This window comes from Gammaproteobacteria bacterium, from assembly GCA_029862005.1.
Taxonomy (GTDB): Bacteria; Pseudomonadota; Gammaproteobacteria.
In genome coordinates, this window is sequence record JAOTYD010000032.1 from 22,068 (window position 1) to 35,628 (window position 13,561).

Here is a 13,561-nt window from a genome sequence, read left to right on the forward strand (position 1 = left end):
TTATTGGGATTGCTCGATCTTGGCCCAGCTATCGCGCAGCGTCATGGTGCGATTGAAGACCGGTTTTTCGTTCGTGGAGTCATAGTCGCTGATGAAATAGCCCAATCGCTCGAACTGGTAGGCAATCGGATTGTCGGTCAGTTCGATGGCCGGTTCGAATTTGGCATTGTCCATGACGATATCGGAGTCAGGATTAAGGGCCTGGTGAAAATCTGCAGCCGCCCCGGGATTTGGCGAGGTAAACAGACGATCGTAGAGATGGACCTGCGCGTTCACCGCGTGCCGGGCGCTGACCCAGTGAATGGTGCCCCTGACCTTGCGTCCATCGGGGCTACTGCCGCCACGACTTTCCGGGTCGTAGGTACAGACCAGTGATTCGATTTCACCCGCCTTGTTTTTAATCACTTCCTTGCAGGTGATGTAATAGGCAAATCGCAGCCGCACTTCGCGCCCCGGGCTCAGGCGAAAGAATTTTTTCGGTGCATCTTCCATGAAGTCGTCACGCTCGATGTAGATTTCCCTTGCGAAAGGAACTTCGCGACTGCCGAAGTCCGGATTCTGCGGATGGTTCGCCCCGTTGAACCATTCCTCCTGGTCGTCGGGATAATTCTCGATGACCACCTTGAGCGGGTTGATAACCGCCATGCGCCGGGTTGCGCGCGTGTTCAAGTCGTCGCGTAGCGCGGTTTCGAGTACCGCCATTTCGATGGTGCTGTCCTTTTTGGTAATCCCGATCATGTCGCAAAAGTTGATGATGGATTGAGGCGTGAAGCCGCGCCGTCGCATACCCGATATGGTCAGCATGCGCGGATCGTCCCAGCCGCTGACGTGGCCCTCGTTGACCAGCATGTTGAGCTTGCGCTTGCTGGTGAGCGAGTACTCGAGCTGCAGTCGTGCGAACTCGATCTGTACCGGGCGTGACGGGGTTTCGAGGTTGTCGAGAATCCAGTCGTAAAGCGGACGGTGGTCTTCAAATTCGAGCGTGCACAGGGAATGGGTCACGCCCTCGATCGCATCCGATAAACCGTGGGTGAAATCGTAAAGCGGGTAAATACACCATATGTCGCCCGTGTTGTGATGGGTCGCGTGGAGGATGCGGTACAGCACCGGGTCGCGCATATTGATATTTGGCGAGGCCATGTCGATCCTGGCACGCAACACGTGTTCGCCGTCATCGTACCTGTCGTTTTTCATGTCCTCGAACAACGTCAGATTTTCCTCCACGCTGCGCTCGCGATAGGGGCTGTCGGCGCCGGGCTCGGTCAACGTACCGCGGTTGGCGCGAATCTCTTCGGCGCTCTGGCTGTCGACGTAGGCCTTGCCCTGCTTGATCAGGTCGATCGCCCAGGCGTACAGCTGATCAAAATAATCCGACGCAAACGGGTTACTGTGCCATTCGAAACCGAGCCACTCGACGTCGCGACGAATAGAATCGATATATTCCTGTTCTTCCTTTTCCGGGTTGGTGTCGTCGAAGCGCAGGTTACAGTAACCACCGTAATCGCGCGCGATACCGAAATTAAGGCAAATCGACTTGGCATGTCCGATATGCAGGTAACCGTTGGGTTCCGGAGGAAACCGTGTGATCACCCGGGATACTTTTTTCGAGGCCAGGTCGGCGTCGATAATATCGCGGATAAAATTTGAGCTTATGCCAGTGTCAGCGCTCGGATCGGGCATTGGATGGGTCTGTGTCGAAGTCGGGTCGCGGGATTCTAACCGATCCAGCCCCAAAGCTGAATCGATTTAAGGCTACCCCTGGGCCGCAGAAAACCGGCGTCTCGGCCGGGTCGTCGACGGGTCCTTTGACAACGCCCGAAACCCGGGCTCGAATCAGGTGGAGATGAGATACAATATCGGCTGTACTTATTTTGGGGGATAAGCCATGCCACGTTTCAATCGACTTTTAATTACCGGTGCCGCGGGCAATCTCGGCCGCGAGCTGCGGCGCGGCCTGGCACCACTGGCGGAAACACTGCGAATTACCGACCGCGACGATATGACACCGGTGGCAGGAAACGAAGAGGCGATGACCTGCGAACTGGGGGATTTTGATGCCGTAATGCAGGTCGTGGAAGGGTGCGACGCGATAGTTCACTTTGGCGCGGCACCGGTCGAGAGACCCTGGGCCGAAATCCTCGAGAGTTCCATCAAGGGCGGGTACAACGTCTACGAGGCGGCGCGACGTCACGGAATCAAGCGTATCGTTTATGCCAGTTCGATCCACGCGGTTGGTTATGAACGCCGCGAGGTCGGCGCGGATACCGATACCCCGCATAATCCCGACACGTTGTACGGGGTTTCGAAGTGTTTCGTCGAAGATCTTGCGAAACTCTACTTCAACAAGTTTGGCATCGAATCGGCCTGCCTGCGGATAAACTCCTGCTTCCCCAAACCTGCCGACCGGCGGCACCTGGCTACCTGGCTCAGTTTTGACGATTTGAATCAACTGGTGGAACGTTGCCTGGTGTCAGAACGTATTGGTCATACCGTCGTCTACGGTATATCCGATAACCGGGAGGTTTTCTTTTCCAACCACAAGGTAGCGCACCTCGGTTACCGGCCCAAAGACAGTGCCGAGGATTATCGTGCCGAGGTTGAAGCAAAAGTGGGAGTTGGCGATCCGTTTGATCCCGCGATCGAATATGTCGGTGGTTTCCTGTGTGCTTACGGGCACCCCGATGAAGAGGAGCGTATCGAGCTCTAGTTAAGGTAATCTGAACCGGGCAGAGGGCGCCGGTTATTCCCACTTGGTGAGAAAATCGACAGCATCGGGAAGTTCACGTGCCGGGATCTCGAGCGTGGGTGTGCCAAGGTAGACGAACCCGATGATACGCTCGTTTTCAGCGAGGCCGAGTTCATCACAGACAAAGGGATCGTAGGCGTTCGCTCCCGTTAACCAGATAGAGCCGAAGCCAAGTGCTTTACTCGCGAGTAAGATGTTGTGGGCGGCCGCGCCGGCACTGAGCATTTGTTCGATTTCGGGAACCTTCGGGCTGTCGACCAGGCTCGCAACCACGACCACGATCAGGGGCGAGCGCAAGGGTTTGTCCTGCTGTTTTTGCAGGTAAGCGGCATCGACATCGGGTTCGCGCTGCTGCACCGCGCGACCAAAGAGGTCCGATAATTTATAACGGGCTTCGCCGCGAATGGTGATAAACCGGTAGGGACGCAGGCGACCGTGATCCGGTGCAGTCAGGGCGACTTCGAGAATTTGTCGCAGCTGCGCGTCGTCGGGCGCAGGTTCGGCCAGGGCTGCTGCCGGGGTCGAGCTGCGGTTTAAATGTGCGATCGTTTCGTTCATCGATCCAGCTAATTAGATTTGGCGTCAAAGCCGCCAATGATACACTTCGGCCACGCATGATTAACAGTTATTCCAGATGATTCGTTACCAGATTACCAGTCATAAACCGGTCAGCCATTACTTCGACGTATCGATTCAAATCGATGCGCCCGATTCGAAGGGTCAGCATTTGCGCCTGCCAAACTGGATTCCGGGTAGTTACATGATTCGAGATTTTGCGCGCAATCTGCTCGACCTGCGTGCGTTCGCAAAAGACAGTGAGCTCGCGATCGAACAAATCGACAAATCCAACTGGCGTGTGGCTGCCGCGCAGGGAGCCGTGACGATCGAGTACAAGGTATACGCGAAAGACCTGTCGGTGCGAGCGGCGCACCTCGATCACAGCCATGGCTACTACAATGGCAGCAGCGTGTTTTTCGAGGTTGTAGGCCAGGGCGATCGGCCCTGCGAGGTATTAATCGAAAAGCCGGGCGCAGATTATTGTGAAGCATGGCAACTTGCGACCTCGCTCAAACGCAAGCAGGCGAAGCCTTTCGGATTCGGATTATACGAAGCGCTGGATTACGACGACCTGATCGACCACCCGGTCGAGATGGGTACCTTCAGGCGTGTTTCCTTCGATGCCTGCGGAGTGCCGCACGATATTATTCTGAGCGGTCGCTTCGAATGTGACGAGGCACGCCTCGCGGCCGATTTGAAAACCATCTGCGAACACCATATCCGCTTTTTCGGCGAGCCGGCGCCGATGGATTACTACCAGTTCCAGGTGATGGTTGTCGGGGAGGGCTATGGCGGGCTCGAACATCGCGCCAGCACCAGCCTGGTCGCGAGCCGCAACAGCCTGCCAAAGCCCGGGCAAAAGAAAGTAGATGACGATTACCGCGATTTTCTCGGGCTGTGCAGTCACGAGTATTTCCACACCTGGAACGTCAAGCGGATCAAGCCGGCAGTATATCAACCCTACGCTTTACAGGCCGAGGTTTACACCGATTTGCTATGGGCCTTCGAGGGAATCACGTCGTATTACGACGACCTTGCACTGCTGCGTTGCGGCCTGATAGAAGCAGAAAGCTACCTCGAACTGCTCGCGCAGACCATGACCCGGGTGCAGCGTGGACCCGGTCGCTTGCGTCAGTCAGCGGCAGAATCAAGTTTCAACGCCTGGACCAAATTTTATAAACAGGATGAAAACGCGGCCAACGCGATCGTTAGCTACTATGCCAAGGGTTGCCTGATAGCGGCCTGCATCGACCTGAAAATACGCGCGCTGACCGGTTCTCAACAAAGCCTCGATGACGTGATGCGCCGCCTGTGGCAGGAATATTGTGAACAGGGCAGGGGCGTCGAAACCGATAGCATTCAGCAGTGGGTTAGTACTGTTGCCGGGCAGGATCTCGGACCTTTCGTCGACGAACTGATTTACGGTACCGGTGAACTACCCCTGGTCGAACTGCTCGAATCGGTCGGCATTGAAGTGTTGCAGCGGGTTGCGCAAAATTCGCAGGATAAGGGCGGCAAAGATGCGGAGGGTGACTTGCCAGCCGTGGACTTCGGCGCGGTGCTGAAAGATGGCGAGGCCGGGATTTCGATTCAACGTGTTACCGAATCCAGGTCGGCGCAGTGCGCGGGCCTGTCGGCCGGTGACCAGGTCATTGCGATTGATGGTTTGAAGCTGAACCTGGGTCAACTCGAAAAAAAGCTGCTGCGGGCAAGCCCGGGGGATAGGTGGCAGGTGCATGCCTTCCGTCGCGATGAACTGCATCAGTTCGATGTCATCCTGCAGGCGGCAGAGGAAAACACCTTCGTCCTGAAAATGACGGATCAGCAGCAGGATTCGCGGATAGACTGGCTGGCAAGTTAGTGCGTGGCAAACCGATCAATGAGTCCGCGGTCAGGCAGGTTGTCGAACGGCACGGCTTCGACTGGCATTACCGGGATGAAACCGAGTCCACCAACGCCGACGTGCTACGGTACCACGCCGAACACCAGCGTGACGTTGTCGCTTTCAGCGAGGCGCAGAGTGCGGGGCGCGGTCGTCGCGGTCGGCAGTGGATGTCACCTTATGCGCGCAATATTTATTGCACCATCGGCATCAGCAAGCGGATTCCCGCGAGCCACCAGGGATTGCTGAGCATTGTTACCGGCCTGGCCCTGTGCAAGATCCTGCGACAAGACACTGCAGCACCGATTTGCCTGAAGTGGCCGAACGATGTTCTGCACGATGGGCGCAAGCTAGGCGGTATCCTGATCGAGTCGCGACCGCTCGACGAGCACGATTACTTTTTCGCCATTGGCTTCGGACTGAATGTCTACATGGATCACGACGAGCTGGCCAGGATTTCTCAACCCGCCACCAGCCTTGAACAGGTTGCCACAAGCCAGCCGGATCGCTCGGAGCTACTCATAAAGTCGATCGAATCGGTGATTGAATCAATCCGGGTGTTCGAACCCGACGTGGTACAGGATCTGATCACCGAGTTTGCGCGGTTCGATGCTTTCCATGATCGTCCCGTCGAGGTGGTATCGGGCGACAATCGTATTAGCGGCATAAATCGTGGAATCACGGAGGGTGGACAGCTGCAGCTTGAAACCGAACAGGGTATCGAGATCCATTCGGCCGCTGAAATATCCCTCAGGATTGCTACCGAATGATCCTGCTCGATTGTGGTAACAGCAATCTCAAGGCGCAGCTGCGCCAGGACGGGCAACTGCTGGCCAGCTATAACGGTTCCTATAAGCCGGATTGGGTGCGACGTTTGAGTCACTGGATGAAAGACCTGCCGGCAACGCATTGTTACCTGACCTCGGTTCTGGACGTGACCCGACAGGAACTGCTGGAACAGTGCCTGGTAAAGCAGTTTGATAAAGCGGTCACCCGATTCGTATCGGTAGCAGAGGTCTTAGGCGTGAAGAATGCGTACCGGGATCCTGGACGCCTGGGTGCCGATCGATGGATGGCGTTGATTGCTGCGTCAGAAATGGTTAGTGGAAACGCAATCGTGATAGATGCCGGTAGTGCGATCACGCTGGACCTGTTGCGTGGGGACGGTCAACACCTGGGCGGTGCAATTCTGCCCGGTATCCATACTTCGCTGGAAGATTTCAAACGCATATTCAGCCATGTCGATTTTGACGATTCGGCGATTGCCCGAACCGATGAGCCCGGCTGTTCAACCGAGGAGGCGATTCATATAAACTATGCGCACAGTCCAATCGAATTTTTACCCAGGCTTGTGAACCGCTGGATCAGCCATCTTGATAATGACGCAACCCTGCTGCTTACGGGTGGCGACGCAGCACGGGTGCAGTTCGCACTTGAGCAGCAGAGTCGCATCGTGCCTGACCTCGTGTTTCGCGGAATGAACAGGCTGGCCAGTCAATGAAGGTTTTTTTCGGCCTGCTGCTGATCGTCAATATCGCGTTTGCAGTGTTCCAGTGGTTACTGCCTTACGAGCAACTATTTGTCGAAAAGAAAAAAATCCCGGCGGCTGTCGAGTTGCAACTGCTGAGCGAGGCGAATATCGAAATTGTCAGTGAATCCAGGCGGGTGGCCGAGGCTGAGGCTGAGGCCGAAACCACAGCCACAGCCTCAGCCACGACCAGGGGCAAGGCCAAATCGATGGCCGAAGTCGAAAAACCAGTTCATATAAGGTCGAAAGTTCTCGTGGTCGAGGATACCAGCGACAAGCGGATCTGCTATACCATCGGACCGTTCAAGGACAAGGAACGCGCGACCGAAATTAATGGACGCTACAGCAGCAAACGTGCCGACACGTCACTGAAGTCCAGCCTGCAAAGAGATTACCAGGGTGTCATGGTTTATATAGACGGCCATAAAACCCGCGAGGAGGCTGTCAGAACCGCCAACAGGCTTGCCGCGAAAGGGATCCGGGACCACATCATTGTGAATAACCCGGATAGTCCTAACCTTCTTTCGCTGGGTGTGTTCGGACTCAAGAAAAATGCCGACAAGCTCAGGGATAGAGTTGTAAAACTGGGTTTCAGGGCTAAATCCGAAGCGCGTTACCGCGAGCGCACTATTTTCTGGCTTTATGCCGAGCAGTCGAGCGAGAGCGAATACCTGCAGTTACTCGACGATGCCGATTTCGATACCGGTATCAGCCAGACACCGACCGAGTGCTTGCCAACCTAGGGTAAACGCAATAAAATTCGCGCCCTTGGACAGGTCAGCATAAGGCCTGACAACGGCCGCATTGGCCATTATATGAAATGAAATTGCCGGCGTAGCTCAGTTGGTAGAGCAACTGACTTGTAATCAGTAGGTCCGGGGTTCGACTCCTCGTGCCGGCACCATTTTTCTCAGTTCAATCAATTGCTTAAACCCTTCCTCGATACAATCAGTTTCGAGGTTTTATGAAATTATGAAAATTTTATGAAAAAAATCCGCTAAGTTATTAATTTAAACCTGCACTAAAGGTGGCGGATTTGAGCTGTCGAAATAATCCCGGTGCAATGTGATGGTGGCCGAGTTATTTCTAAAAAGCGGACGCTCGAGATTCGATTGCCAGCGGCAGAAACCGACCCACAACAGACGCTCAATGTGAGCCTGGCGAGTGGAAAAGACCTTTTGCATGCGCTTGTTAGAGTGCTTTAGTGATGTTCGCATGAGTCACCGCGTCTGATACTTTTGATTATTTCCCCGGGAAGGAGCCAATTGTCCTTGAGCGATACCTGAACGATTCACCGATCAGGAAACGCCTGTTGGTGCCGCCGCTGCCGCTGGTTATACTGTCGTAACGATAATTCTGGTAGTCGCCGATGTCGGGAAAGGTCACCGTCTGGCTCGAGGAAATGGGTCTCGACCAATATCTGTTGATTTGTACGCCCGATTGACCCAGTTAAGCACTAATTTGCATTGAATAATTGATCCAGGCAAAGACTTAGAATTCGATTCGAGATCAGATGCTTGGCTTATGCTGAGTGGGTCAATACCAATTACAACTGATGGATCAATATTGGACGCAAATAAACACAGACAAAAAACGGTGTTCATCGCTGGGTTGGCAAAATATGCGCACAGGCACTATTTTGCATATCAGGAGATCCACACATGCTAAAAGTCGGCAAATACATGACTTGCTGCTGTGTTTCATGTGATTACTAGTTGACCAATATCTGATTCACTGTATGGGTTACAAGAGAAAATTAAAAACACTTGAGCAACACCTTGATACGCTTGAGGATCTGGTAGAAGAGAAGTTCCTGCCACCAGTTGGCCCCAAGATAAGTTTTGCGATTGGTGATATACAGGGCTGTTTTGATGAACTCAGAATACTACTGGATAAAATTGAATTCGATCCCGACAAGCATAATTTATGGTTTGCCGGCGATCTGGTTAATAGAGGACCCAATTCACTTCAAGTTTTACGTTTTGTGAAGGCGCTGGGTGATAGCTCGATTACGGTATTGGGTAATCATGACTTACAGCTATTGGCCTCGGCCGAAGGTTTTTTACAACCGCGGCAAAGAGATACCATTTCCGGAATGCTGGAAGCGCCGGATATTGGCGAGTTACTAGAATGGCTCAGGTTCCGGCCCCTGATGCATTACGATGCATCCCTGAATTACATGATGGCTCATGCCGGTATTTATCCTAAATGGGACCTTGAACAGGCACAAGCCTGTGCGCGCGAACTGGAAACGGCGTTGCAGGGCGAGCACTATCGAGATTTTCTTGCACAGATGTCGAGCTGGAATAAACCCAGAAAATGGAACCCCGGCTTGCAGGGCATGGAGCGACTGAGTTTCATCAGCAACTGTTTTACGGAAATGCGTTATTGTGATAGCAAGGGTAGAATTCGTTTAAATGTGGGGAGCAAAGAGGCGCAAAAAAGAGGCTTTGTGCCCTGGTATGAAGTACCCAAACGAGCGTTAAAGAAAACCCCCATAATTTTCGGGCACTGGGCGTCTTTATCTTCTCGCAAGGTTAAGTCCAAGCATGTGTTTTCTTTGGATAATGGTTGTGTCTACGGGGGTAAGTTGACTGCCATACGTTTGCAGGATAGAAGTTATATTAATGTGCGCTGCCTGGATGCCAAAGCATATAGTTAATGCGACACATCTGGAAAATATAGCATTGCTTCGATTAAGTGATCAATGCCAGCCCAGCAACAAGGGCGTCCGCTTATGGCCGAAGATTGCCTCCTGCCTGGGCTTTGTGAGGGTCTGCTTACGAGAAAATGGACGCAAAAACACGTTGAGCCAGCGACGGTAAACGAACTAAAAAACCTTCATCCGAAAGCAAATTTGATGTGTATCAGTATGAGATAGCGACTCCCATGATCACATAGTACTCGATGCGGATTTTACAAATACTGAATCTACTTTTGTTAATTGTTCCTCTTTCCGGCTGTTGGACTTTAGGCGTAAGCAAAGATGCAGCTCCTGGGCAGATTGGTGACACTGATTTATTGGATTCTTTAATTGGGCAGAAACGGGAGAATGTCATAAGAGAGTTAGGGCTGCCTGGCGAATTACTATCGGATGGCGACAAGCAATTCATGATGTATTCGGCCCGGGGTACGGGAACTGATATGTTAATGATTGTTTGGATTCCAATTCCAGTAGCAACAGCATCGTCCGATATTTTACACTGCCTTAGGATCGAGCTTGATTCTGATAATCTAGTTAAAGACCATCGAATTAAATCCAAGGCGGTGGATATGTTGGTTCTCTTTAATGATGTCGAGTTAAATTCAAATTGCCGAGAGGTATTTTGGAGCAAGAGGGAGTTAAAAAAACTAGAAATAACGAGGGACCGCACGCCAGAGTGGTTGGAAGTTGTACGACAAGAGAAAGAGATTGAGAAACAACGGCAAGAGCAAGAACGTCGACAACAAGAGGAGGAACATCGACAACAAATGGAGGAATTTCTTCGGCAAGCTAAAAAAGGAAACGCCGATGCACAGTTAGCTCTATTTAGAGAGCTTCATAAGATACAACCTGAGGTGGGGCTTACATGGCTTTGCAGATCTGCCGACTCAGGAAACCAGCAAGCAAGGGTTATTTTAGCCAATTTATTAGCATATGGTAGACATGCTTGGATTAAGCAGGACATCGTCGAGCGTAACTATATACTAGCCTACGTATGGCATGGACTATCTGAGCAATATGATCACGAGGATTTGCAATTCTTCGCTGACCGATACCTCACTTCGGAGGAGAAATTACATGCAGAAAAAATGCTAAAAGAATGGCAACCAGGCAATTGCGAGAGGCAGCTGGGATTAGAGGGGGATCAGCTGAGAAACATAAATTGAACGTCCGTTATTGGCCGAAGATTGCCGCCTACCAGGGCTTGACGAGGGTCCGCTTACGAGAAAGCTGTCGCTCAAAATCAATGCATCAGCGGCGATTTACAGCCCAAAGCGAATGCTCATTTGGTTAAGAATTCTTACGATACTCGGATAAAAAACTTCGCGAAGTTCAGTCAGTTTTCCGCAAATAGGTATACTGTTCCGAAGTTACGGTACAAAGACAGGCTGCGTCCATTTTTTTTCAAACCTATCTGGGATTTGCATCATGACCAAACAACAGAAAACCACGATGCTCGATGAAAAGCTCCATAAAGTGACTGATCCGCTCGGTAACCTGATGGTCGACTTGTTTCACTACGTCGCACTGTTCGCGATCGGTGGCACTATCGTCTGGTCGGCAGTGGCCGCGTTCGCCCTCATGGTCGAACAGGGGAGCGCTTCGATCCAGGATATCCTGTTGCTATTCATATACCTTGAGCTTGGTGCCATGGTAGGCATTTATTTCAAGACCAACCATATGCCGACCCGGTTCCTGATTTACGTAGGCATCACGGTATTGACACGCATGCTGATCGGCGACATAGAGTCGCACCACGAGCCCGGCATTGGCATCGTTTATATCACCGGTTCGATCCTGCTGCTCGCGGCCGCCAACCTAGTCGTTCGATTCGGCTCACACCGCTACCCGTCGTCGATTCCGGGATTAGAGCAATCAGCCAAAGAAACGTGAATTGGATCTACCAACTTTTTGAAATAAAGTTTGGAAAGTAAAAAGTCCGATACCCTTGAATCCATATTGCGCCGTCAATTTCTGGTATCAATCGCTTATCGTAAAGTCGATTATTTTATGATTGGTAGACACATCTGAGTTGCTGGGACTAACCGAATGACGGCTCTTGACCGAAGGTAGCCACCTACCATGACTCGATGAGCGTCAGCTTACGAGAAAACAGACGCTTAACATTCAAAATTGAGCAGCGGCAAACGAACCAAATAGATCACTCAGGCAAGCCAGCCTTCAGAAGACCATCCTCCATACGGGTCAAGATCTTCGGGTCGCTAAACGATAAACCTTTCATGTATGTCTTGATTGAGAAATCAGGTGCCAATCTTAATATTTCACTAACCGGTTCTTTGGCTTCTTCCAGTCTCCCAAGCTCGCCATAAATGGAGGCTAGATTGGTATGCGCAGAAAGGTATTCCGATTCCCGCGCAATAGACTGTTTGAAGGCGCTAATAGCTGAATCAAGCTGACCCAACAGGTAATACGAAAGACCCAAACCGCGAAGAAATCCGGGTCGATACATCGGGCAGGCCCGCATTGCGCGTTTCTTAAGTTCCAGTGCCCGTTGCGGATTCCCGGTTTTGTTCAAAACCATGCTTACTTCACCAAGATTTTGGGCATTATTGGGAGCTAGCGAAATCGCTTTTTCAGCCATTTCCTTGGCTTGGTCAAACTCTTTCAGCTCAAGATGATACATTGCCAGCAGACCATAGGCATCGGCACAGGATGGATCTGCGTCAAGTGCCTTTTGTGCACATTCAAGCATCGACGCAAGCGACGTCTCCGGACTACTGGAATCACTCGCGAGGGATGCAACATCTGCATATTGCTGGTAAATCCAGCCAAGCATCACCCAGGCAATCGCATAAGTCGGGTCTAATTCGAGTGCTTTTTCAAGCAACGCTTTCGCCTGCGATTTGACTTCAGGATTGGCGCTATACACGGCTTTGTAAGAACCCAGTCGTACACACTCCCAGGCTTCCACATTGGTAGTGCCACTCGACCAGATTCTTGCCTGCTCGCCCTCATTCAGTTCTACATCCAGTGCGACCACGATCTCACGCATAATCTCGTCCTGTACCGCAAAGATATCGTTTAGTTCTCGATCGTAGCGTTCCGCCCAAATATGATGGCCGGACAATGCGTCGATAAGCTGAGCGGTTACACGGATACGATTACCGGCTTTTCGGACGCTGCCTTCCAACACATATCGAACGCCCTGCTCGCGACTAATTTGGCGTACATCTACGGCCTTCCCCTTGTAGGTGAAAGTCGAGTTCCTTGCAATAACAAGAAGATTATTGATTTTTGAAAGTGCGGTGATGATGTCTTCTGTGATGCCGTCACTGAAATATTCCTGTTCTGGATCAGCATTCATATTGGTAAAGGGTAAAACAGCGATAGATGGTTTCTGTGGCAGCTCGAACTCTTGAAATTCGGGGGGCACTTCCCGAGGCTGCTCTTGAGGGTGAAGTCTTACCTGGTAGGCTCTTATCGGATCTTTGATATTTTTTACTGACTGCTCGCCCATGAACTCATAAGCAATGGGGAGCTTGTTACCTATGGCTGTGCGAACGGTCTCCGAAATACAAATTCCACCGACGTCAGCCAGACTCTCCAAGCGTGCGGCAACATTCACATCGTTACCGTAAATATCGTCTCGATCTACAATAACTTCACCTAGATTGATGCCGATACGAAACTGAATCTTGCGCTCATCGGGTAAATCCTGGTTTCGATTCGAAAGATCGTTCTGAATCGAGGTTGCGCACTCCAGAGCGTTTGTTACGGTACTGAAGTCTGCCAGAACGGCATCACCTGCATAGTGAACGACCTTTCCCTGGTGATGACCAATCGAATTGCTAGCCAAATCAAGGTATTCACTGAGGCGTCGATGTGTAGTGTCCTCATCCTCACCAGTTAGGCGCGAGTAGTCAGCAACGTCGGCGTAAAGGATTGCAGCAAGCTTGCGAGGCAGTTTGTCTTCCATTTGAAGATCGGCTCTATCAAATGCAGAAGGATCGAACAAATACTAGCGCGAAACCCTGCAGCGGGCTAATAATCTCGCAAATCTGGGGGTCCGCTTCTGGCCGAAGATTGCCGCCCACACCAGTTAATTGAGTGTTTCCTTTGGAGAAAACGGACACTCAGGTTCGTTAGATAGGGGTCGGCTTACGACCCAAAGGAGACGCCTGG

General features: G+C 51.7%; 12 protein-coding genes and 1 tRNA gene. 9 read left to right on the forward strand and 4 right to left on the reverse strand.

From position 1 onward, the window contains the following. Complete coding sequence (locus tag OES20_15660) at positions 1–1,680, reverse strand: glutamine--tRNA ligase/YqeY domain fusion protein (protein MDH3636136.1); 1,680 nt, start codon at positions 1,678–1,680, stop codon at positions 1–3. A gap of 205 nt (positions 1,681–1,885) precedes the next feature. Here OES20_15660 and OES20_15665 point away from each other — a divergent pair, with 205 nt between their 5' ends. Next, on the forward strand, positions 1,886–2,707 hold the full coding sequence (locus tag OES20_15665; protein ID MDH3636137.1) for an NAD(P)-dependent oxidoreductase: 822 nt from the start codon (positions 1,886–1,888) through the stop codon (positions 2,705–2,707). A gap of 33 nt (positions 2,708–2,740) precedes the next feature. Here the strand turns inward: OES20_15665 and OES20_15670 are convergent, their stop codons facing one another. Continuing rightward, positions 2,741–3,304 carry a nitroreductase gene (locus OES20_15670; protein ID MDH3636138.1) on the reverse strand — a complete coding sequence of 188 codons (564 nt, stop codon included), beginning with the start codon at positions 3,302–3,304 and terminating at the stop codon, positions 2,741–2,743. Between the two features lie 76 nt (positions 3,305–3,380). Here OES20_15670 and OES20_15675 point away from each other — a divergent pair, with 76 nt between their 5' ends. The 5 genes from OES20_15675 to OES20_15695 all read left to right on the forward strand — a co-directional run bounded on the left by OES20_15675 (position 3,381) and on the right by OES20_15695 (position 7,618). Beyond that, a complete protein-coding gene (locus tag OES20_15675; protein ID MDH3636139.1) occupies positions 3,381–5,165 on the forward strand; it encodes a PDZ domain-containing protein in 1,785 nt (594 codons plus the stop codon). Next, positions 5,165–5,956 carry a biotin--[acetyl-CoA-carboxylase] ligase gene (locus OES20_15680; protein ID MDH3636140.1) on the forward strand — a complete coding sequence of 264 codons (792 nt, stop codon included), beginning with the start codon at positions 5,165–5,167 and terminating at the stop codon, positions 5,954–5,956. The genes OES20_15675 and OES20_15680 overlap by 1 nt, the downstream gene beginning before the upstream one ends. Then, complete coding sequence (locus OES20_15685; GenBank protein ID MDH3636141.1) at positions 5,953–6,687, forward strand: type III pantothenate kinase; 735 nt, start codon at positions 5,953–5,955, stop codon at positions 6,685–6,687. Before OES20_15680 ends, OES20_15685 begins: the two co-directional genes overlap by 4 nt. Next, positions 6,684–7,457, forward strand: coding sequence for a hypothetical protein (locus OES20_15690; GenBank protein ID MDH3636142.1), 774 nt, complete (start codon positions 6,684–6,686; stop codon positions 7,455–7,457). The genes OES20_15685 and OES20_15690 overlap by 4 nt, the downstream gene beginning before the upstream one ends. Positions 7,458–7,542: 85 nt before the next feature. Then, positions 7,543–7,618 (forward strand) — tRNA-Thr (locus OES20_15695). A gap of 338 nt (positions 7,619–7,956) precedes the next feature. Here the strand turns inward: OES20_15695 and OES20_15700 are convergent. Continuing rightward, positions 7,957–8,100, reverse strand: coding sequence for a hypothetical protein (locus tag OES20_15700; protein MDH3636143.1), 144 nt, complete (start codon positions 8,098–8,100; stop codon positions 7,957–7,959). Between the two features lie 352 nt (positions 8,101–8,452). Here OES20_15700 and OES20_15705 point away from each other — a divergent pair, with 352 nt between their 5' ends. From OES20_15705 to OES20_15715, 3 genes are all read left to right on the forward strand, one after another. Then, positions 8,453–9,376: a symmetrical bis(5'-nucleosyl)-tetraphosphatase gene (locus tag OES20_15705; protein MDH3636144.1), complete on the forward strand. Its 924-nt coding sequence runs from the start codon at positions 8,453–8,455 to the stop codon at positions 9,374–9,376. A 245-nt stretch (positions 9,377–9,621) separates the two neighbouring features. Further along, positions 9,622–10,584: a hypothetical protein gene (locus OES20_15710; protein MDH3636145.1), complete on the forward strand. Its 963-nt coding sequence runs from the start codon at positions 9,622–9,624 to the stop codon at positions 10,582–10,584. Between the two features lie 262 nt (positions 10,585–10,846). Next, positions 10,847–11,311 carry a phosphate-starvation-inducible PsiE family protein gene (locus OES20_15715; GenBank protein ID MDH3636146.1) on the forward strand — a complete coding sequence of 155 codons (465 nt, stop codon included), beginning with the start codon at positions 10,847–10,849 and terminating at the stop codon, positions 11,309–11,311. A 268-nt stretch (positions 11,312–11,579) separates the two neighbouring features. On the opposite strand, the gene OES20_15720 is transcribed toward OES20_15715, so the two are convergent. Then, positions 11,580–13,355, reverse strand: coding sequence for a tetratricopeptide repeat protein (locus tag OES20_15720; protein ID MDH3636147.1), 1,776 nt, complete (start codon positions 13,353–13,355; stop codon positions 11,580–11,582). Positions 13,356–13,561 lie beyond the last annotated feature (206 nt).